The organism is Nocardia aurea, assembly GCF_003123685.1.
GTDB classification, from domain to species: domain Bacteria; phylum Actinomycetota; class Actinomycetes; order Mycobacteriales; family Mycobacteriaceae; genus Nocardia; species Nocardia aurea.
Genome location: NZ_QCYJ01000021.1, coordinates 281,532 through 301,640 on the forward strand (window position 1 = coordinate 281,532; position 20,109 = coordinate 301,640).

The 20,109-nt window shown below is 68.4% G+C and carries 17 protein-coding genes; 13 read left to right on the forward strand and 4 right to left on the reverse strand.

From position 1 onward, the window contains the following. Positions 1-16: 16 nt before the first annotated feature. The 11 genes from DAT37_RS08915 (at position 17) to DAT37_RS08965 (ending at position 11,633) form a co-directional block, all read left to right on the forward strand. On the forward strand, positions 17-595 hold the full coding sequence (locus tag DAT37_RS08915) for a MarR family winged helix-turn-helix transcriptional regulator (protein ID WP_109524226.1): 579 nt from the start codon (positions 17-19) through the stop codon (positions 593-595). A 55-nt stretch (positions 596-650) separates the two neighbouring features. Further along, complete coding sequence (locus DAT37_RS08920) at positions 651-1,112, forward strand: hypothetical protein (protein ID WP_157978364.1); 462 nt, start codon at positions 651-653, stop codon at positions 1,110-1,112. A gap of 81 nt (positions 1,113-1,193) precedes the next feature. Further along, the gene (locus tag DAT37_RS08925) at positions 1,194-1,781 is read left to right on the forward strand and encodes an NAD-dependent epimerase/dehydratase family protein (RefSeq protein WP_109524493.1); all 588 of its coding nucleotides are present in this window, start codon (positions 1,194-1,196) and stop codon (positions 1,779-1,781) included. Positions 1,782-1,797: 16 nt separating this feature from the next. Next, positions 1,798-2,829 carry a 1-aminocyclopropane-1-carboxylate deaminase/D-cysteine desulfhydrase gene (locus DAT37_RS08930; RefSeq protein ID WP_109524228.1) on the forward strand — a complete coding sequence of 344 codons (1,032 nt, stop codon included), beginning with the start codon at positions 1,798-1,800 and terminating at the stop codon, positions 2,827-2,829. A gap of 64 nt (positions 2,830-2,893) precedes the next feature. Continuing rightward, a complete protein-coding gene (locus tag DAT37_RS08935) occupies positions 2,894-4,690 on the forward strand; it encodes an acyl-CoA dehydrogenase (protein WP_109524494.1) in 1,797 nt (598 codons plus the stop codon). Positions 4,691-4,918: 228 nt separating this feature from the next. Then, positions 4,919-5,674: a GntR family transcriptional regulator gene (locus DAT37_RS08940; protein ID WP_232839601.1), complete on the forward strand. Its 756-nt coding sequence runs from the start codon at positions 4,919-4,921 to the stop codon at positions 5,672-5,674. After that, positions 5,674-5,901 carry a 4Fe-4S dicluster domain-containing protein gene (locus DAT37_RS08945; protein ID WP_040706604.1) on the forward strand — a complete coding sequence of 76 codons (228 nt, stop codon included), beginning with the start codon at positions 5,674-5,676 and terminating at the stop codon, positions 5,899-5,901. The genes DAT37_RS08940 and DAT37_RS08945 overlap by 1 nt, the downstream gene beginning before the upstream one ends. 17 nt (positions 5,902-5,918) lie before the next feature. Continuing rightward, positions 5,919-7,355, forward strand: a complete 1,437-nt coding sequence (locus DAT37_RS08950) for an ABC transporter substrate-binding protein (RefSeq protein ID WP_109524230.1) — start codon at positions 5,919-5,921, stop codon at positions 7,353-7,355. After that, positions 7,352-8,203 (forward strand): ABC transporter permease, encoded by an 852-nt coding sequence (locus DAT37_RS08955; RefSeq protein WP_109524231.1) that lies wholly within the window; start codon positions 7,352-7,354, stop codon positions 8,201-8,203. The genes DAT37_RS08950 and DAT37_RS08955 overlap by 4 nt, the downstream gene beginning before the upstream one ends. Next, positions 8,200-8,949: an ABC transporter ATP-binding protein gene (locus DAT37_RS08960; protein WP_109524232.1), complete on the forward strand. Its 750-nt coding sequence runs from the start codon at positions 8,200-8,202 to the stop codon at positions 8,947-8,949. The genes DAT37_RS08955 and DAT37_RS08960 overlap by 4 nt, the downstream gene beginning before the upstream one ends. Next, on the forward strand, positions 8,946-11,633 hold the full coding sequence (locus DAT37_RS08965) for a fumarate reductase/succinate dehydrogenase flavoprotein subunit (RefSeq protein WP_109524233.1): 2,688 nt from the start codon (positions 8,946-8,948) through the stop codon (positions 11,631-11,633). The genes DAT37_RS08960 and DAT37_RS08965 overlap by 4 nt, the downstream gene beginning before the upstream one ends. A gap of 91 nt (positions 11,634-11,724) precedes the next feature. Here the strand turns inward: DAT37_RS08965 and DAT37_RS08970 are convergent, their stop codons facing one another. Beyond that, the gene (locus DAT37_RS08970; RefSeq protein WP_109524495.1) at positions 11,725-12,471 is read right to left on the reverse strand and encodes an SDR family NAD(P)-dependent oxidoreductase; all 747 of its coding nucleotides are present in this window, start codon (positions 12,469-12,471) and stop codon (positions 11,725-11,727) included. Between the two features lie 169 nt (positions 12,472-12,640). Here DAT37_RS08970 and DAT37_RS08975 point away from each other — a divergent pair, with 169 nt between their 5' ends. Beyond that, positions 12,641-13,159, forward strand: a complete 519-nt coding sequence (locus DAT37_RS08975) for a nucleotidyltransferase domain-containing protein (RefSeq protein ID WP_109524496.1) — start codon at positions 12,641-12,643, stop codon at positions 13,157-13,159. A 1-nt stretch (position 13,160) separates the two neighbouring features. Here DAT37_RS08975 and DAT37_RS08980 read toward each other — a convergent pair whose 3' ends face one another. Then, the gene (locus DAT37_RS08980; protein WP_198654155.1) at positions 13,161-15,989 is read right to left on the reverse strand and encodes a helix-turn-helix transcriptional regulator; all 2,829 of its coding nucleotides are present in this window, start codon (positions 15,987-15,989) and stop codon (positions 13,161-13,163) included. 138 nt (positions 15,990-16,127) lie between these two features. Here DAT37_RS08980 and DAT37_RS08985 point away from each other — a divergent pair, with 138 nt between their 5' ends. Continuing rightward, positions 16,128-17,276 (forward strand): epoxide hydrolase family protein, encoded by a 1,149-nt coding sequence (locus tag DAT37_RS08985; protein ID WP_109524497.1) that lies wholly within the window; start codon positions 16,128-16,130, stop codon positions 17,274-17,276. A gap of 69 nt (positions 17,277-17,345) precedes the next feature. Here DAT37_RS08985 and cysC read toward each other — a convergent pair whose 3' ends face one another. Both cysC and cysD read right to left on the reverse strand, forming a co-directional pair. Next, a complete protein-coding gene (gene cysC / locus DAT37_RS08990; RefSeq protein WP_109524235.1) occupies positions 17,346-19,181 on the reverse strand; it encodes an adenylyl-sulfate kinase in 1,836 nt (611 codons plus the stop codon). Beyond that, positions 19,181-20,074 (reverse strand): sulfate adenylyltransferase subunit CysD, encoded by an 894-nt coding sequence (gene cysD, locus DAT37_RS08995; RefSeq protein ID WP_232839642.1) that lies wholly within the window; start codon positions 20,072-20,074, stop codon positions 19,181-19,183. The genes cysC and cysD overlap by 1 nt, the downstream gene beginning before the upstream one ends. Between the last annotated feature and the right edge of the window lie 35 nt (positions 20,075-20,109).

Here is a 20,109-nt window from a genome sequence, read left to right on the forward strand (position 1 = left end):
TGCGTACAGTGCAGATATGCCCGAAACGCATCCCACACCCGTGGTGCGTGTCGAAGCGGCCGAAACCTCCGGCGGTGCTACCGCGATCGCGGGGGGAACCGACACCGACCTGCTCTCGCTCGCCGCCCAACTGTGCTTCGCCCTGTACTCGACCTCACGTGCCATGACCGCCGCCTACCGGCCCTTCCTCGACGCGATGGAGGTGACATATCCGCAGTACCTCGCCTTGTTGGCGCTCTGGGAACAACCGGGGATGACCATGAGGGAACTCGGGGAACGACTACATCTGGACTACGGCACGGTCTCACCGCTGATCCAGCGGCTCCAGGCGCACGGTCTGGTGGAAAGTGTGCGCAGTCCGCATGATCGGCGCGCGGTGCAGTTGCGCGCCACCGATGCCGGTCGCGCACTACAGGATCGGGCGCGGCAGATGATCGAATCGGTACTCACCGAAGTGGCCTGGCCACTGGAGACCGTGATCGCGTTGCGCGATCAGGTGAACGGTCTCGGTGCGCGACTGGACGCCGTCGTCGGCGCGCGAAGCGCCGCGGAGACGGCGGACGTGGGATCGAACACAGCCGTTGGTCCGAAATAGATGCGTTAGCCCGTGTCCCCGGTGGTAACCCGGTGACAGACACCAGGCGCCGACGATGGGAGGGCTTTCGCTGATGGGCGACAATCGCGGTGCGGTGCGCGAGGTGTTGCCGTCCAAGGATCAGCTGCTGGCGGCGCTGCGAGGACACTATCTGCTCGGACCGCTGTGCGCGCAGGCGTTCGGTCTCGCCGAATTGCACAGGCAGCGCCGCGGTCATCCGGAGCGGGCCGCCGAGATCGATTACTACCGCGGGGAACTCATCGACGAGATCGACGAATGGGCGAGGCTGGCCCTGCCCGACCCACGTCCCGGTGTGCGCACCGTCGCCGAACCGCTCGGCGTGACGATCGACCGGATGGCCGCGGCCTCGGATCTCGCCTTCCACCTCCTGATGACGATCGACCCGGGCAGCGACGAGATGCACGCCGCCTGGACCCGCCTGGCGGAACTGGAGATCGCCTACGGCGAACTGTCCGCGGCGCTGTCGGCGGGGTACCGCGCCCTGCCGTGGAACTGACCCGGCGCCGGTCACGCGGCGACGGGCCGGGCGTTGCGACGGTACCGGCGCCGCCCGGTGGTGATCGCTAGTGTGGATTCGGTGCGCATCTTTCTGGCCGGGGCGACCGGCGTGATCGGAGTCCGTCTGGTGCCGCTGCTGATCGAGGCCGGACACGAGGTGGCGGGAATGACGAGGTCCGCGCGTAAGGCGGACGAGATATCCGCGGCCGGGGCCACGCCCGTGGTCTGCGATGTGTACGACCCGGCCGCGCTGTCCACGGCGGTCGTCGGGTTCCGACCCGATCTGGTCATGCACCAGCTCACCGATCTGCCCGACGATCTCGCGCGACTTCCGGAAAGCGGTGCGGCCAACAGCCGGATCCGCACCGAGGGCACCCGCAATCTGCTCGACGCCGCGGCGGCCGCGGACGCGAAACGGTTTCTGGCACAGAGCATCGCCTGGGAACCGCCCGCCGGTCGCGGCGCGGAGATCGCGACGCACGAGTCCGCGGTACTGGAGGCGGGTGGCGTCGTGCTGAAATACGGCCAGTTCTACGGTCCCGGAACGTATTACGAATCCACTCCACCCTCGCCGCCCCGCGTGCACATCGATCACGCCGCCACGGCCACCGTCGCGCTGCTCGAGGCGCCGAGCGGAGTGGTCGTCGTGGTGGACGAGCCCCGATAGCGCGACAGAGCATCCGGTGACCGATCCGCACCTACACAGGCGTTTCCCCGAACTCGCCGCCCACCTGCCCTATCTGAGTCTGGGGGAGGGGCCGACGCCGGTGCGGGAGTTGGCGCTGGACGCGGGCCTGCCCGTGTGGTGCAAGGACGAGAGCGGGTACGGGTCGGGCGGCTGGGGCGGGAACAAGATCAGGAAATTGGAATGGCTGCTGCCCGAGGCGCTGCGGCGCGGTGCGCACACCATCCTGACGGTCGGCGGCACCGGGACCAACTGGGGTCTCGCGGTGGCGCGATACGGTCGCGAATACGGGATCGACACCGTCCTGGCGCTGGTGGATCAGCCGACCGACGACCATGTGCTGGCGCAGTTGGCCCGCCTGGAGAACTCCGGCGCCGTCCTGCGTTTCACGCGCACCAAGGCACGCACGATGTTGGCCGCGCCGTGGCTGATGCTGCGCCACGCGCGCGGCGCGAAACCGCCGTACTACCTGCCGGTCGGCGGCTCCTCGCCGATCGGCGCGCTCGGCTACGTGGAGGCGGCGTTCGAACTCGCCGATCAGGTCGCGGCGGGCGAGTTACCCGAGCCCGCCCACCTGGTGCTACCGGTGGGGTCGGGTGGAACCGCGGCCGGGCTCGCGCTCGGGCTGAAGTGGGCCGGTCTGCGCACCCGCGTGCTCGGCGTCGTGGTCAACGACAGTCTGCCGCTGGACGCGCGGCGGATCGCCGGGCTGGCCGAGCGGGCCGGGGCCGTGCTCGTCTCCCGTGGCCTGCGGGTCGCGCCCCCGGTCGTCGGGTCCGACGAGGTGACGATGCTGCGCGATTGGCTCGGTCCCGGCTACGGCCACCCGACACCGCAGGCGGTGCGCGCCGCCGAGCGCGCGGCCTCGGTCGGACTGCGGTTGGAAACGGTGTACACGGCGAAGGCCTTCGCCGCCGTGCCGGAGCTGATCGCGCGCGGTGCGCTCGGTGACGGCCCGGTGCTGTTCCTCAACACCTACGGCCCCCGTGCGGACCCGCCGGGCATCGATCCATTGGCGACACGAGGATAGTAACGTATCAAATAGTTCCCCGGGCTCTCGTCCGGAATCGGACTATCGCGAGAGGATGTACCCCGTGCGCTCGACGTTGATCTCCCGACGGGATCTGGACTTTCTGCTGTACGAATGGCTGCGGGTCGAGGAACTGACCGCCCTGCCGCGGTTCGAGGAGCATTCCCGGGAGACCTTCGACGGCTTCCTGGATCTCTGCGAGGATCTGGCGACGCGCCATTTCGCCCCGCACAACAAACGCAACGACAGCAACGAGCCGACCTTCGACGGCGAGCGGGTCACCATCATTCCCGAGGTGAAAGCCGCGATCGAGGCGTTCACCAAGGCGAATCTGCTCGGCGCGGGGATGGACGAGCGGATCGGCGGGCTGCAATTGCCCTCGGCCGTGGAGGCCGCCGGTTTCAGCTGGTTCCAGGCCGCGAACGTCGGCACGGCGGCCTATCTGTTCCTGACCGTGGGCAATGCCAATCTCCTCGCCGAACACGGCACCGCCGAACAGATCGACCGGTTCGTCCGGCCGATGGTCGAGGGTCGGTTCACCGGGACCATGTGCCTGTCCGAACCGCAGGCGGGTTCCTCGCTCGCCGACATCGTCACCCGCGCCGAACCGCAGGCCGACGGCACGTATCGGCTGACCGGCTCCAAGATGTGGATCTCGGGCGGCGACCACGAGCTGACCGAGAACATCGTGCACCTGGTGCTGGCCAAGATCCCCGGCGGGCCCGGGGGCGTCAAGGGCATCTCGCTGTTCGTCGTTCCCAAATTCCTCGTCGACGCGGACGGCTCTCTCGGGGCGCGCAACGATGTGGTGCTGGCGGGGCTGAACCACAAGATGGGGTATCGCGGGACCACCAATACGGTCCTGAACTTCGGTGAGGGCGCCTTCACGCCGGGCGGCGCGGCGGGGGCGGTCGGCTATCTGGTCGGCGAACCGCATCGCGGCCTGTCCTACATGTTCCACATGATGAACGAGGCGCGCCTGGGCGTCGGGCTCGGTGCGACGGCGCTCGGTTACACCGGTTACCTGAAATCGCTCGACTACGCGCGCGAACGTCGTCAAGGCCGTGCGGTGACCGCCAAAGATCCCGCGACGCAACAGATCCCGATCATCGAGCACGCCGACGTGCGGCGCATGCTGCTGGCCCAGAAATCCTATGTCGAGGGCGCGCTCGGCCTGCTGCTGTACTGCAACCGGCTCGTCGATCTGCGGCGCACCGAGACCGACGCCGAGGTGGCCCGCGAACACACGCTGTTGCTGGAGATCCTCACCGGTGTCGCCAAGAGCTGGCCGTCGCAGTGGTGTCTCGAGGCCAACAATCTGGCCATCCAGGTACACGGCGGCTACGGCTACACCCGCGAATACGATGTCGAACAGCACTATCGCGACAACCGCCTCAATCCGATCCACGAGGGCACCCACGGCGTCCAGGGCATGGACCTGCTCGGACGCAAGGTCGTCCAGTACGACGGCGCGAGCCTCGGCGTGCTCGCGGCCCGGATCGCCGACACCGTGGCCGCGGCGACCGGACACGGCGGCGACGCGGCCGAATTCGGCGCCGCACTCGCCGCCGCCTGGCAGCGGCTGGTGGCCGTGACCGGCGCGATGTTCGGCGCGGGCGATCCGGCCGCCGCGATGGCCAATTCGAGTGTGTACCTGGAGGCGTTCGGGCATATCGTGCTCGCCTGGATCTGGCTGGAACAGACGCTCGCCGCGCAGGGCAAAGACGGCGACTTCTACGACGGCAAGCGTGCCGCGACCAGGTATTTCTACCGCTACGAACTGCCCAGGACCGCACCGCAGCTCGACCTGCTCGAATCGCTGGATCGCACCACCCTGGAGATGCGCGACAGCTGGTTCTGACCGCGTTCCCCGCATCGGCGGCGAATTGGAATCGACGTGATCCTAAGTCGCCGCCGGTGACGGGGGTGGCGTTAATGCCGTTCACCCATTCATTCCCGCAGGTAGAGCCCGCCACCTACCGGCGCAATAACATCCCCTGAATCGACAGGGTCGGTCCTGGCTCAGCGAGGTCGTCCCGTCCCGCTATCGTCGCTATCCATGCAGGTCAGCGACCGACAAGGGGATGAGATGGCGGCGGAACCAGCGCCGGTACGGCACCTACGCGCCGATCAGGCGCGCCGGGTCGCCGACGTTCTGCGTCATCAGATCCACGCGGGCGTCTTCGACGAGGTGCTGCCCGGCGAACAGGAACTCGCCGCCGAGTACTCCGCCTCGCGCAACACCGTGCGCGAGGCGCTGGCCCTGCTCAAGGACGAGGGTCTCATCGACCGGGTGCCCAAGGTCGGCACCAGGGTCGCGCAGCGCAAATACGATCACGGCCTCGACGCGCTGCTCGGTCTACAGGAGACCCTCAAGGGACACGGCACCGTGCGCAACGAGGTCCGCGCCGCCATGCACGTCACCGCGCCGCCCGCCGTGGCACGGCGACTCGGCGTCGCGCCGGGGGAGCGGGTGGTCTACCTGGAACGGCTGCGCTACCTCGCCGATCTCCCGCTGAGTCTGGACCTGACCTACCTCGTGCCCGATATCGGCACCGAGGTGCTCGGCCACGATCTGGAGACCACCGACATCTTCGTGCTCCTCGAACAGATCAGCGGGCAGTCGCTCGGCTCGGCCGATCTGGCGCTCGAGGCGGTCTCGGCCGACCCGCACACCGCCTCGACGCTGGAGATCCCCGACAGCGCACCACTGCTCATGCTCGAGCGGCTCACCCGACTCGACGACGGCAGGCCCGTCGACCTGGAGTACATCCGCATGCGCGGCGACCGAATCACCATGCGCGGCAGTCTCACCCGCAGCACACCGGAATGGAAGGTCATCTGATGGCACTGGCGAATCAGCGCGCCGATATCCCCGTCACCATCGACGAATCGCTGTGCATCCAGGGATGCACGCTGTGTGTCGAGATCTGCCCACTCGATTCACTGGCGATCAACCCCGACAACGGCAAGGCCTTCATGCACGTGGACGAGTGCTGGTACTGCGGCCCGTGCGCCGCCCGCTGTCCCACGGGCGCGGTCACTGTCAATATGCCCTATCTGCTCCGTTGAAAGATTCTGGAAGTTCGATGAAACGCTTTGCGCCCCTTGCTATCGCAGCAGTACTCACCGCCGCGCTCGCCGCGACCGGTTGTTCGCTGGACAGTTCCGGTGACACCCCGGCCGGCACCGTCAAAGTCGTGGTCGGCTACCAGTCGAAGACCATCAACACCGTCACCGCGGGAACCCTGCTGCGCGCGCAGGGCTATCTGGAGCAGCGGCTACAGAAGATCACCGACCGCGGCGGCGCGAAATATCAGGTGGAGTGGCAGGACTACGACACCGGAGCGCCGATCACCGCGCAGATGGTGGCGGAGAAGATCGATATCGGCTCGATGGGCGACTATCCGCTGCTGATCAACGGCTCCAGGACCCAGGCCAACGAACGCTCGAAGACGGCCTTGGTCTCGGTGACCGGTTACAACCCCAAGGGCGCGCTGAATATGGTTGTGGTGCCGACGGATTCGGCGGCGACCAGCCTGAACGAATTGTCCGGTCAGAAGGTCTCGGCCAGTGTCGGCTCGGCCGGTCACGGCACCCTGGTGCAGGCGCTGTCGCGGGCGGGCATCGATCCGGCCGAGGGCGTGGAAGTTCTCAATCAGCAGCCGCAGGTCGGCGCGACGGCACTGGAATCGCACCAGGTCGGCGCGCTGTCGCAGTTCGTGGCATGGCCTGGTCTGCTGGTCTTCCAGAACAAGGCGAAACTGCTCTACGACGGCGCCGAACTGAATGTGCCGACCTTCCACGGCGTGGTCGCCCGTCGCGCCTACACCGCCGAGCATCCCGAGGTGCTGGAGGCATTCCTCGCCGCACAGCTCGATGCCACGAAATTCTTGAACGACAAGCCTTTCGAGGCCGCGAAGATCGTCGCCGACGGATCGGGCCTGCCCCAGGAAGTCGTCTACCTGTACAACGGACCCGGCGGCACCTCCTTCGACGTCACGGTGAAGCCGAGTCTGGTCCAAGCGCTCAAAGGTGATGTGCCGTACCTGAAGTCGATCGGCGACTTCGCGGACCTGAACATCGACGGATTCGTCGACGAGGCGGCCCTGCGCACCGTCTACGGCGCACAGGGATACGGCGACTACGACCAGGCCAAGGCCTCCACCGTCAATCCGAGCCGGGTGACCGGCACCGACCGCGTCTGCGGCCGCTCCGTCGACGGCGCGCCCACCGCGGGCGAACTGTGGCTCGACGGCGCCGACCGGCCCGAACCCGCCGCCGACGCCACCTGCCTGCTGCGCGCCGTCGCCGCCGCGAAGGCGAAGGGCACCGTCATCCGCGCCGCCTACATCCCCGACGCCGAACTGGGCACCCGCTGGTTCGCGGACAAGGCCAGCTGGCTGCGCGAGGGGCAGACCTACCTGCCCTTCACCACGCCCGCCGCGGCCCAGCGCTACCGCCAGGCCCACCCCGCCGCCGTGGTCGTGTCCTACGACCAGGCCGTGACGGAAGTCCGTGGATGAGCACCGCGGCTGTGGCAGGCCCTACGGCCGACCGGACCGGCGAAACCGTGAAGGGTTCCCGTGGTCGCCGCGTCTCCGGCTGGCGTACCAGGGTGATCCAGATCCTGTCGGTGGCGACGGCGGTCGGGCTGTGGCAGCTGCTGACCGCGAACAATGTGCGAGCGTGGCTGCGCTTCGACACCCTGCCCACCGTCACCGAGATCGTCGCGGAATTCGGTGAGCAGTTCGGCCGCGACGAGTACTACCTCGATATCGGCCAGTCGCTGATCCGCATCCTGACCGGATTCGGTCTGGCGGCGGTGGTCGGCGTTCTTGCCGGAATCGGTCTCGGACGTTCGGATCTGCTCGCCGCGGTGTTCGGACCGCTCACCGAACTGGTCCGCCCGATTCCGGCCATCGCGCTGGTGCCGGTCGCGATCCTGCTGTTCCCCAGCGACGAGTCCGGCATCGTCTTCATCACCTTCACCGCCTCGCTGTTCCCGGTGCTGGTGAGCACCAGGCACGCGGTGCGCGCACTGCCGACGATCTGGGAGGACGCGTTGCGCACGCTCGGCGCCTCGCGCACCGATGTGCTCGTGCGCGTTGTCTTCCCCGGCATCCTGCCCGGCATCTTCAGCGGACTCTCGGTCGGCATCGGCGTCGGCTGGATCTGCCTCATCTCCGCGGAGATGATCTCGGGACGACTCGGCGTCGGCTACCGGACCTGGCAGGCGTACACGATCGTCGACTACCCGGCGGTCTTCGTCGGCATGATCACCATCGGCATCCTCGGGTTCGGAACCTCGGCCCTGGTCGAATACACCGGCCGCCGCGTGACCCGCTGGCTGCCGGGAGAGGTATCGCGATGACAACGACCACCGCACAGACCTCGGCCCCGGTGCATACCGGAATGAGCCTGAGCCTCGACGATATTCGCATCTCCTACGGTGGCGAGCCGGTGATCGACGGTCTGAACCTGACCATCGCCCCGGGCGAGATCCTCGTGCTCGTCGGCAAATCCGGCTGTGGCAAATCCACGCTGTTGCGCGCCATCGCCGGTCTGCGTCCGACCCAGGCCGGGCGGATCGGGGCCGACGGCGCGACGGTGACCGGACCTTCCGCCGACCGGGCGCTGGTCTTCCAGGACGACGCGTTGCTCCCCTGGCGCACGGCACGCCAGAACATCGAGCTGGCACTGCAATTGCGCGGTGTCGCCCGATCGGTGCGCAGACAGACCGCCCGGCACTGGGTGGAGGAGATCGGCCTCACCGAATACGCCGACTACCTGCCGCGCGATCTGTCCGGCGGGATGCGTCAGCGCGTCCAGTTGGCGCGCAGTCTCGCGGGCTCACCGCGCGCGGTGCTGATGGACGAACCGTTCGGCGCCCTCGACACCCAGACCAGAGCCACCATGCAGCGCCTGCTGATCGACACCTGGCGCGCCCACCCCACCACGATCGTCTTCGTCACCCACGATCTCGACGAGGCCCTGCTGCTGGGCGACCGGATCGCGGTCCTCGGCGGTGGCGCGTTACGCGCCCTCGTCGACGTCCCCGAGCCGCGTACCCCGCTGGATCGCCGGTCGGTGAAGGCCGAACTACTGGAGAAGTTGTGAACATTCCGGAACTCGACGACCGGACCCGGCTCGACTGTGACGTGCTGGTCATCGGCGGCGGCACCGCGGGCACCATGGCGGCGCTGACCGCCGCCGAACAGGGCGCGAACGTGCTGCTGCTGGAGAAGGCGCACGTCCGGCACTCCGGTGCGCTGGCGATGGGGATGGACGGGGTCAACAACGCCGTCATCCCGGGCAAGGCCGAGCCCGAGGACTACGTCGCCGAGATCACCCGCGCCAACGACGGAATCGTCAACCAGCGCACCGTGTATCAGACCGCGACCCGTGGTTTCGCCATGGTGCAGCGGCTGGAGAAGTACGGGGTGAAATTCGAGAAGGACGAATACGGCGAGTACGCGGTGCGGCGCGTGCACCGCTCGGGTTCCTACGTCCTGCCGATGCCCGAGGGCAAGGATGTGAAGAAGGCGCTGTATCGCGTACTGCGGCAACGCAAGATGCGCGAGAAGATCCAGATCGAGAACCGGCTGATGCCGGTGCGGGTGCTCACCGACGGTGGCCGCGCGGTCGGCGCGGCGGCATTGAACACGCGCACCGGCGAATTCGTCGCCGTCGGCGCGAAAGCGGTGATCCTGGCGACCGGTCCGTGCGGGAGGCTGGGACTGCCCGCGTCGGGCTACCTGTACGGCACCTACGAGAACCCCACCAACGCCGGTGACGGCTATTCGATGGCCTATCACGCCGGAGCCGAGCTCAGCGGTATCGAATGCTTCCAGATCAACCCGCTCATCAAGGACTACAACGGACCCGCCTGCGCGTACGTCGCCAATCCCTTCGGCGGTTACCAGGTCAACGCGCACGGTGAACGTTTCGTCGATTCCGACTACTGGTCCGGCCAGATGATGGCCGAGGTCAAGGAGGAGATCGAATCCGCGCGGGGTCCCATCTACCTCAAGGTGTCGCACCTGCCCGACGAGACGCTCAGCACGCTCGAGGGCATCCTGCACACCACCGAGCGCCCCACTCGCGGCACCTTCCACAGCAACCGCGGCCACGACTACCGCACCCACGACATCGAGATGCACATCTCCGAAATCGGTTTGTGCAGTGGGCATTCCGCTTCCGGTGTCTGGGTGGACGAGAACGCGCGCACCACCGTCCCCGGTCTCTACGCCGCCGGTGACCTCGCCTGCGTGCCGCACAACTACATGATCGGCGCGTTCGTTTACGGCGATCTGGCAGGCGCGCACGCCGCGGGCACACTCGCCGAGGTCGCCGCTCCGACCGAACTCCCCGAAGACCAGCTCGCGGCCGCGCACGAGCTCGTCTACCACCCGCTGCGCAATCCGGACGGTCCGCCGCAGCCGCAGGTCGAATACAAATTGCGCCGCTTCGTCAACGACTATGTCGCACCGCCCAAGACCGCCGCCAAACTGTCCATCGCGGTGGAGACCTTCGAGCGGATGCGCGGCGATATCGCGGACATGGGCGCGCGCACCCCGCACGAGCTGATGCGCGCGGTGGAGGTGTCGTTCATCCGCGACTGCGCCGAAATGGCCTCGCGCAGTTCGCTCACCCGCACCGAATCCCGCTGGGGCCTTTACCACGAGCGGGCCGACCTGCCCGAACGCGACGACGTGGCATGGCGCTACCACCTGAATCTGCGCAAGACCGACTCCGGCGAGATGGAATTCCTCAAGCGCCCGGTCGCGCCCTACATCGTCGCGGTACCCGGACTGGACGATCTGCCGTCGGCGGACGAATCCGTGGTGATCGTCGCCCAGCCCGAACTGGTCGGCGGGCGCGCGCCCCAGGACGTCGCCGCCGTGCCGCCCGAGCGGGTGCCGCCCGCGCCGCCGTCACCGCGCATCGTCACCCTGCTCGCCCTGGATTCCCCGACGGTGGAGGATCTTTCGAGTTATCTGCGCGATCCCGATCCGGTGGTTCGCGTGGCCGCGCTCTCGGTTCTCACCGAACACACCCCGGAGCGTTTCACCGACGAACTGGTGCGCGCACTCGACGACGAGGCGTCCTCGGTGCGCCGCGCCGCGACCGAGAGCCTGCGCGAACTGGTGGAGGTTCTGCCCTCGGCCGACGGATTGGCGCAGCGGCTGCGGTCACCGGATCCGCTGGTCCGCGCGACCGTCATCGACCTGCTGCGGGCATTGCACGCGGGTTCGGCCGCCCAGTTCACCGCGGGTCTGACCGATCCCGATCACCGGGTCCGCATCGAGGCCATGCGGGCCTCGGTCTCCCTGGACGACTGGCGCGGTGTCGCGTCCGCCGTCGGCGACGAGAACCGCGAGGTGCGTGTCGCCGTCGCGCACGGCCTGGCCGCCATCGGCGCGGGCGGGGTCGACGCGGTTCGCGTCCTGGCCGCCGATGCCGACCCCTTGGTGCGGGCCGCCGCCTACGCGGCCTTCGCCCAACTCGGCGCCACCACCGAGGACGTCTCGGAACTCGGTGTGGCCCTTGGCAGCTCGGCCTGGCAGGTCCGCGTCGGCGCCGCCAAGGGCCTGTCCGGCGCCGCCGTCGACGCGGCCGTCCCCGCGCTGACGACGGCACTGCTCGACCCGCACCTGGACGTACGCAAGGCCGCCGTCCTCGCCCTGGCCACCTACGGGGACGACAACGCGGCCATGGACGCCCTGAGGACGGCGGTCGACGACGGCGACGCCGACGTGCGTGCCTACGCGCGCCGAGCGCTCAGCCACGCGGCGGTGTAGTCGGGCAACGGGTGCGGTACACGCACGACGATCCGCGTGGGCATGGCATGAGGGGATGCCCACGCGGAACATGGCAGGGCAGCACCGGTTTCTAGACCGCGGTGCGGCCACCGTCGGCGGGCAGTATCACGCCGTGGATGAAACTCGCGCCGTCGCTCACCAGAAACGCGATGGTTTCGGCGATCTCGGTCGGGTGGGCGACCCGTCGCGCGGGCGCCTGCGCGGCCAGCGCTTCGAGTCGTTCGCTGCCGTAATGGGCCGTGGTGCCCTCGGTCACGGTCGGGCCGGGGGCGACGGCGTTGACCCGGACGCCGTGCGGGCCGAATTCCGCCGCCCACGATTTGGTGAGCAGTTCGAGCGCGGCCTTACTGGACGCGTAGACCGCCGAGCCCCGGCTGCCGAAACCGGCGACCATGGTGCTGACATTGACGATCACGCCGTATCCGCGCTCTGCCATCGCCGGGGCGACCGCGCCGACCAGGAAGAACGGCACTTTCACATTGACCGCGTAGCAGGCGTCGAAATCGGATTCGGCGATCGCGGCGGTGGGCCCGAACACCGCGATGGCGGCGTTGTTGACGAGGATGTCGATACGGCCCGCGAGCCCGAGCGCAGCCTCGACCAGTGCGCGGGCACTGTCCGCGTCGCCGAGTTCGGCGCGCAGGAAATCGGCCGTGCCGCCCGCCGCGCGGATCCGCTCCACGACCGCGTTCCCTCGCTCGACGTCGCGCCCGGTCACCAACACGTGTGCGCCGCGCTCGGCCAGCAATATCGCAGTGGCGCGGCCGATTCCGCTGGTCGCCCCGGTGACCAGCGCGACTTTTCCGCTCGAAGACATCGGGTCATGGTACGACCACCGTGGATCGCCGGTCGAGGTCCGCGACCCCACGACCGAGCCGGGTTCCGGCGACCGGCCTCCCACACTCCCCGGATCGGGCCGCCGGTCGACTCCGGGACGCACGGCGGTATTCGGCTCCTCGCGGGTGACGGTGAACTAGGTTGGCGTGGTGGAAGCGGCGGATGTGCTGGAGATCTGGCGGGAGCTTCGGGCCGTGGGCGTCGAGGTCTGGATCGACGGCGGATGGTGTGTCGACGCGCTGCTGGGTGGGCAGACCAGGGCGCACGCCGATCTCGATATCGCGGTCGGCCGCGCAGACATCGGTCGACTGCGCAGGGTTCTCGCCGCGCTCGGTTACGCGACCGAGGACGGCGAGGACTCGACGGAGTGGAACTTCGTGATGACGCGGGAGTCCGGCGCGTCGGTCGATATCCACGTCTTCGAGTTCGACGAGGACGGTGATCACGTGTACGGCATCGCCTATCCGAGCGACTCGTTCTCCGGCGTGGATGTGATCGAGGGCGAACGGGTGCACTGCATAACCCCGGCGCGGATGTTCCAGTTCAAGACCGCCTACCCGCCCGCGGCGAAGGATCTGCGCGATGTCCGGGCGTTGAGTGCACGGTTCGGATTCGACCTACCGGCCGACTACCGCCCGAGTGACGGCGAAGAGGGCCGGACGCCCTGATTCAGCGGGTCGGGTCGGTGATCAGGTGGTGCCGACGGGCGAAGGCCGCCGCTTCGGTGCGGGTCGCCACACCGAGTTTGGCCAGAATGCGGGAGACGTGTACCCCGACGGTGTTGGTGCTGATGAAGAGCTGCGCGGCGAGTTGGCGGTTGCTCGAACCATCGGCGACCAGTCGGAGCACCTCGAGCTCACGGGGGGTGAGACCGTAGGTATCCGATTTCGGTGTGACGCCGGTTCGGTCGGGCGGGGTGTCGAGGACCAGACCCGCACGGTCGGCGGTATCGCGAATCCGCTCGGCCAGCGGTGTGGCGCCGAGCTCCGCGGCGAGTACGGCGGCCGCGCGCAGTGCCGTGCGGGCCGCCGCGCGATCGCCCGAGCGCAATTCCGCCGCAGCCCGACCGAATAGCGCCCATGCTTGCTCGTAGGGCTGGGGAATGACCTGCCACGCGTCGACCGCGGCGCGCCAATCGCCGACAGCGGAGGACATGGTCGCGGTGTAGACCGCGCGGTGCGCGGACGATACCGCAGACGTGCACGGCAATGTCTCGGCCGATTTCGCGAGATCCGTCAGGTGGTCCGATATTCGGGCGCCGAGGACGAGGAGCGGCCAGGTTTCGTTCGGGTGCCGGTCCGGTGCGCCCTCGGCGAGAGCTTGCCGCACGTGGGCCGCCGCAGTCGCCGGATCATGCTGTGCCAGCGCCGAACCCGCCAGTACCGCGCCCAGTTCGACGCGATACTGCCCCACCCGGGTACCCGGTCCGAGGTGGGTTCGCGCACGTTCGGCGTCGAGCACCGCCTCCGCGTAATCGCCTCGGGCGAGGGCGATTCGAGCCTGGCACAGGTGCAGCGCGGCCGTGCTCAACGGCGGCAGGGGTTCCGCGAGGGTTTCGCGGATGAGTTGCGTCGCCTCCGGCCACCGCCCGAGCGCGGTGAGCACCTGCGCCCACTTCACCAACAGTATCGGTCCGCGTTCGGCGAATCGGAAGGTGTCGTGCGCGATTCGCAGACCGACCCGGATCGTGTCGATCGCGGCGAGGTGCTCGCCGTCGGCCGCTTGCGCGGCGACCTCCCACGTGATCACGGTGAGCAACGTCCCCGGCTCGCCCGCCGTGGCCGCCAGCTCGTGTGCGCTTGCGAAATGCTCTCGTGCGGTGGCGGAATCGGGCGCGGTGAGCGCGAGATGGGAATGCGCCTCGGCGGCAAGGGCGGTCGCCCCGAGTCGGTCGGCGACGGCGAGCGCCTCCTCGGCGTGGTGACGGGCCGACACCGGGTCACCGGAGAAGGACATGACCGCGGCGAGTTCGGTGAGTACCTGGCCGCGCAACGCCGTGGGCGGCGACTCGGGCAGGAGCGCGAGGGCGTGGACGAGATCGTCGTATCCGCCGGTGCCGCCCTGATTGCTCAGGTGCGCCCGCTGAAAGCGCAGGCGCGCGACCCGCTCGGGCTGTGATCGGTCGACGGCCGCGAGCGCTCGGTCGGCCGCCTCGATGCCGCGGCGCACGTCGGCACTGCGAAAACAGGCGTCGACCATCTCCTCTAATACCGCGACCCGGTCGATGTCCGCGCCGTCCGATGTCGGTGAATCCCACAGCGCGACGACGCGTTCCAGGTGGCGTAGCCGTTCGGGTTGGGCGTCGGCCCGGCGTGCGACCCGCGCGGCGGCCAGGGAGGCCGTCAGCGCCACCGCGACGTCTCCGGCGGCGAACGCGTGGTGGGCCAGCTCCGCGTACAGGCGTTCGCCCGGCACCAGGTCGGGGCAGTCCCGCAGCATGCGGGTCAGTTCGGCGTGCAGCCGGGTTCGTTCGATCGGCAGCAGATCGTCGTAGACGGCCTCCCTGATCAGCACGTGCCGGAACGCGTAGCCGGTCTCGGACGCGACGAGCAGATGCCGATCGACGAGTGCGCGCAGCGCGACGCGCAGCCGAGGCGCGGACAGCCCGGCCGCGGCTTCCAGCAGGTCGTGCTCGGTCGGTGATCCGGCGACAGCGGCCACCCGCAGCACCATCAGCGCGTCGGCGTCGAGTCCGGTATGCGCCGACAGCAGCAGTTCGGACAACTCGGCGCGAGTCCGGCCCGACGATCGGCTCAGCGCTTCGACGAACAGTGGATTGCCGCCGCTGTGGGTGAACACGCGCCCGATCGCCTCCGGCTCCGGTTCCCGTTCGAGCAGCGCGGCCAACTGCCTGCCGACCTCGTAGCGGGTCAGGGGTGGCGGTGCGAGGAACACGACCGATCTCCGGCGCCGCAATTCGGCGACCAGTCCGCGCAGTCCGGGCGGGCCGTTCGGCCGAAAGGTCGCCACCAGCAGGATATTCGGTTCGGCGAGGTTGGCGACGAGGAACGCGAGCAGGGTGCGGCTGGATTCGTCGGCCCAGTGCAGATCCTCGACGATCAGTACCGCGGGTCCGCGCGATCCGAGATGTTCGAGCGATATCAGTAGTTCGCCGAACAGGCGCAGGTGATCGTCCTCGATGTCGCGAGGGGCGGCGTCCGTGCGCAGTTCCGGGAGCCAGCGGGCCAGGGCCGGGGTGGGGCCGGGCAGGAGCGCGGCCAGTTCCTCGGCGCCGCGCGTACGGACCAATCGGCGCAGTATCGCGATGAAGGGCGCGAAAGGCACACCTTCACTGCCGAATTCCGGGCATCGTCCGATCAGTACGGGAATCGCGGGCGCGAGGCGCGCGGTGAATTCCTCGATCAGCCGGGATTTGCCTATTCCCGCCTCGCCGGACACCAGGACGGCTCGGACCGACGGCGCCACCGCGGCCTCCAGCAGCGCGGCCAATTCGCCGCCGCGTCCGATGAGCGCGCTGCTGACCGGTACATTTCCCACCCGGCGATCATGCACGCGCGCGATGCCGGTCCCGCGTCCCGGGGTGCCCGGAGTCCTCGTCGTGACTCCGCCGGCGGCCGTCGAAATAACGAATTCTCGTGATTCGCCGACCCCCTCTTTACCCGGAGTATCGAAGCCATGACAGCGAGCGCGCACAGCATCGAGCCCTACCGCATCCACATCCCCGACGGCGATATCGCCGATCTGAAAGCGCGATTGGCGCGCACCCGGTGGATCGACGACCTCCCCGGCACCGGCTGGGAACGCGGAGTTCCCGCGTCCTACCTGAAGGAGATCGCGGTGTACTGGGGTGAGAAGTTCGATTGGCGTGCCCAGGAGGCAGCCATCGACGCCCACCCGCAGTTCAGCACTGTCGTAGACGGTCAACACCTGCATTTCCTGCACGTGCGGTCGTCCGCGCCGACGGCGACCCCGCTGCTGCTCCTGCACGGCTGGCCCGGCTCGGTGGCGGACTTCCTCGATCTCATCGGCCCGCTCACCGAACCCGACGCGGGCGCGCAGGCGTTCCACCTGGTCATTCCCTCGCTGCCGGGACACGGATTCTCCGGCCCGCTCACCGAACCGGGCTGGAACGACGGCCGCGTCGCCGGGGCGCTGGACGAACTGATGACCCGGCTCGGCTACGACGGGTACGGGGTGCACGGCGGCGATCACGGCGCCTTCATCGCCCCGCGACTCGGCCGTCTCGCTCCGGACCGGGTGATCGGCGTGCACGTCAACGCGTTGGTCACCTTCCCCTCCGGTGACCCCGCCGATATGGCGGCGCTGACCGCCGCCGAGCGGCAACGACTCGACGGCATGAAGAGATTCCAGGACGACGGCTCGGCGTATATGGCGCTGCAAGGATCGCGGCCGAACACCATCGCGCAATCACTGGCCGATTCACCCGCCGGACAGCTGGCCTGGATCGTGGAGAAATACGCGGAATGGACCGATCGCTCCCACGAACTCCCCGAATCGGCGATCGACCTCGACCGCATACTCACCACGGTGAGCATCCACTGGTTCACCGCCACGGCCCGCAGCGTCGCCAACTTCTACTACGAGCGATTCCACGACACCGCGATGTTCGCGCCGCAGCCGAAATCGACGGTGCCGACCGGTGTGGCGGTTTTCCGGGACGGCGACTACGCGATCCGCCGCTTCGCCGAACGCGCGCACACGGTGACGCACTGGTCGGAGTTCTACTCCGGCGGCCATTTCCCCGCGCTGGAAGTCCCCGATCTGCTGCTCGGCGACATCCGGGCATTCTTCGGCTCGCTGTGAGCGGCGACCGACCGGCCGCGCGAGGTCGTGTCCCGCGCGGTCGGTCGCTGGTCACCGGGCAGGCGTGGATCAGGTCAGGTCGGCCAACCTGCCCAATATGGTCGCGGCCATCGACACCGGATCTCCGTGTTCGGGCCGCAGGATCAGATCCGGCTCGGCGGGAATCTCGTAGGGGGCGTCGATGCCGGTGAAACCTGTGATCTCGCCGGCGCGGGCCTTCGCGTACATTCCCTTCGGGTCGCGGGCTTCGCAGATCTCGAGCGGTGTGTCGACGAAGACCTCGACGAAGGGGATACCCGCGGCGAGATGGGCGGCGCGGACCGTCGCGCGATCGGCCCGATACGGGCTGATCAGCGAAACCACCGCCACCACACCGGCTTCGGCGAACAGGCGGGCGACCTCGCCGACCCGCCTGATGTTCTCGGTCCGGTCCTCGGCGGAGAATCCGAGGTCGGAATTGAGTCCGTGCCGCAGATTGTCGCCGTCGAGCAGGAAGGCGGGACGCCCGCTCGCGACCAGTCGACGTTCCAATTCCACGGCGACGGAGGACTTTCCGGAACCCGACAGTCCGGTGAGCCACACCGTCAGCCCACGGGTGGCGCGTTCGTCGCGGCCGACGGCCGTCGAATGCCACACCACCCGTGCCGACGGCAGGGTCGGGCCGGTGATCATGCCCGCCGCGACGGTGTTGTTGGTGGTGTCGTCGACCAGGATGAAACTGCCGGTGGATCGATTGCGGCGGTAGGGATCGAAGAGCAGCGGGGTGCGGGTCCGCAGCTGTACGCGCCCGATCTCGTTGAGCGACAGACTCTCTGCCGCTTCGTCGCGATGCAGTGTGTTGACGTCGAGCCGGTAGTCCAGGCTACGGATCTCGGCGGTGGCGGTGCGGGTGGTGTGGCGCAGGGTGTAGGTGGCGCCCGGGGTGAGTTGGGTCTCGTCGGCGAACCAGCAGACCATCGCGTCGATATCGCGGCCGACCTGCGGGCGGTTGGCCGGGCGGCAGATCATATCGCCGCGCGAGATATCGAGTTCGTCGGCGAGCTGGACCGTGACGGCCTGCGGCGGGAACGCCTCGGCGATCGGCACGCCGCCCGGTCCCCAGATCGCGGAGACGGTAGAGGTCAGCCCGGAGGGCAGCACCGTCACCTCGTCACCCGGTTTGAAGACACCGCCCGCGATCGTGCCCGCGTAGCCGCGGAAATCCGCCGCGTGCCTGCGGGTCACGTACTGCACCGGGAAGCGCGCGTCGATCAGATTGCGATCGGAGGCGATATGCACCTCCTCCAGGTGGTGCAGCAGCGGGGTGCCCTCGTACCAGGGCATACTCGTGCCCCTGTGCACGATGTTGTCGCCCTGTAGCGCGGAGACCGGCACGAACGCGAGGTCGGAGATCTCGAGTTTGGTCGCGAAACCGGTGAAATCCCTGCGGATCTCCTCGAATCGCTCCTGCGACCAGGCGACCAGGTCCATCTTGTTCACGCACAGCACCAGGTGCGGGATGCCGAGCAGTCCGGCCAGGAAGGCGTGTCGCCGGGTCTGTTCGACCACGCCCTTGCGCGCGTCGACCAGGATCAGCGCGACATCGGCGTTGGACGCCCCGGTCACCATATTGCGGGTGTACTGGATGTGGCCGGGGGTGTCGGCGATGATGAATTTGCGTCTGGGCGTGGCGAAATAGCGGTGGGCGACGTCGATGGTGATGCCCTGTTCGCGTTCGGCGCGCAGTCCGTCGGTGAGCAGGGCAAGATTCGTGTACTCGTCGCCGCGATCGCGGCTGGTGCGTTCCACCGCGGCGAGTTGATCGGTGAAGATCGTCTTGGAGTCGAAGAGCAGGCGGCCGATGAGCGTCGACTTGCCGTCGTCGACGCTGCCCGCGGTGGCGAGGCGCAGCAGGGTGGTGGCCATCAGAAGTACCCTTCTCGTTTTCGATCTTCCATGCCCGCCTCCGAGATCCGGTCGTCGGCCCTGGTCGCGCCGCGTTCGGTCACGCGGGCCGCGGCCACCTCGACGACGACTTCGTCGGGGGTCGACGCGCTCGATTCCACGCATCCGGTGCAGGTCGCGTCGCCGACGGTGCGGAAGCGCACGGTGGCCTCGTAGGGCTGTTCACCGTCGAGCAGTCGCAGGAATCTCGTGTGCGCCAACAGCATTCCGTCGCGTTGCACCACCGGTCGGCGATGCGCGTAGTAGAGCGGCGGCAGGTCGATGCCCTCGGCGGCGATATAGCTCCAGATGTCGAGTTCGGTCCAATTCGACAGCGGGAAAACCCGAATGTGTTCGCCGGGACGGTGTTTGCCGTTGTAGATGTTCCACAGCTCGGGACGTTGGCTGCGCGGCTCCCACTGCCCGTATTCGTCGCGGAAGCTGAAGACGCGTTCCTTGGCCCGCGCCTTCTCCTCGTCGCGCCGTGCCCCGCCGAAGACGGCGTCGTAGCCGCCCTCGCGGATCGAACGCAGCAACGTGGTGGTCTGGAGCCGATTGCGCGACCCGCGCGGTCCGGTGTCCTCGACGACGCGGCCCGCGTCGATATCGTCCTGCACCCGGCCGACCACCAATCGCAGACCGAGTCGCTCGACGGTCGCGTCACGATAGTCGATCACCTCGTCGAAATTATGTCCGGTGTCGATATGCAGCACCGGGAAAGGTAGCGGCGCGGGCCAGAAGGCCTTGGCCGCGAGGTGCAACATGACCACCGAATCCTTGCCACCGGAGAACAACAGCACCGGCCGCTCGAATGTCGCCGCCACTTCTCGGAATATATGTGCCGACTCGGCCTCGAGCGCGTCCAAGTGCGGCATCTCGTAGGTGCTCACCGTCGACTTCGCGTACTGGC

Coding starts and splice junctions, on each gene's coding strand:
- DAT37_RS08915 (WP_109524226.1), top strand. CDS start 17: ATGCCCGAAACGCATCCCACACCCGTGGTGCGTGTCGAAGCGGCCGAA.
- DAT37_RS08920 (WP_157978364.1), top strand. CDS start 651: ATGGGAGGGCTTTCGCTGATGGGCGACAATCGCGGTGCGGTGCGCGAG.
- DAT37_RS08940 (WP_232839601.1), top strand. CDS start 4,919: ATGGCGGCGGAACCAGCGCCGGTACGGCACCTACGCGCCGATCAGGCG.
- DAT37_RS08945 (WP_040706604.1), top strand. CDS start 5,674: ATGGCACTGGCGAATCAGCGCGCCGATATCCCCGTCACCATCGACGAA.
- DAT37_RS08950 (WP_109524230.1), top strand. CDS start 5,919: ATGAAACGCTTTGCGCCCCTTGCTATCGCAGCAGTACTCACCGCCGCG.
- DAT37_RS08955 (WP_109524231.1), top strand. CDS start 7,352: ATGAGCACCGCGGCTGTGGCAGGCCCTACGGCCGACCGGACCGGCGAA.
- DAT37_RS08960 (WP_109524232.1), top strand. CDS start 8,200: ATGACAACGACCACCGCACAGACCTCGGCCCCGGTGCATACCGGAATG.
- DAT37_RS08970 (WP_109524495.1), bottom strand. CDS start 12,471: ATGTCTTCGAGCGGAAAAGTCGCGCTGGTCACCGGGGCGACCAGCGGA.
- DAT37_RS08985 (WP_109524497.1), top strand. CDS start 16,128: ATGACAGCGAGCGCGCACAGCATCGAGCCCTACCGCATCCACATCCCC.
- cysC (WP_109524235.1), bottom strand. CDS start 19,181: ATGGCCACCACCCTGCTGCGCCTCGCCACCGCGGGCAGCGTCGACGAC.
- cysD (WP_232839642.1), bottom strand. CDS start 20,074: ATGCCGCACTTGGACGCGCTCGAGGCCGAGTCGGCACATATATTCCGA.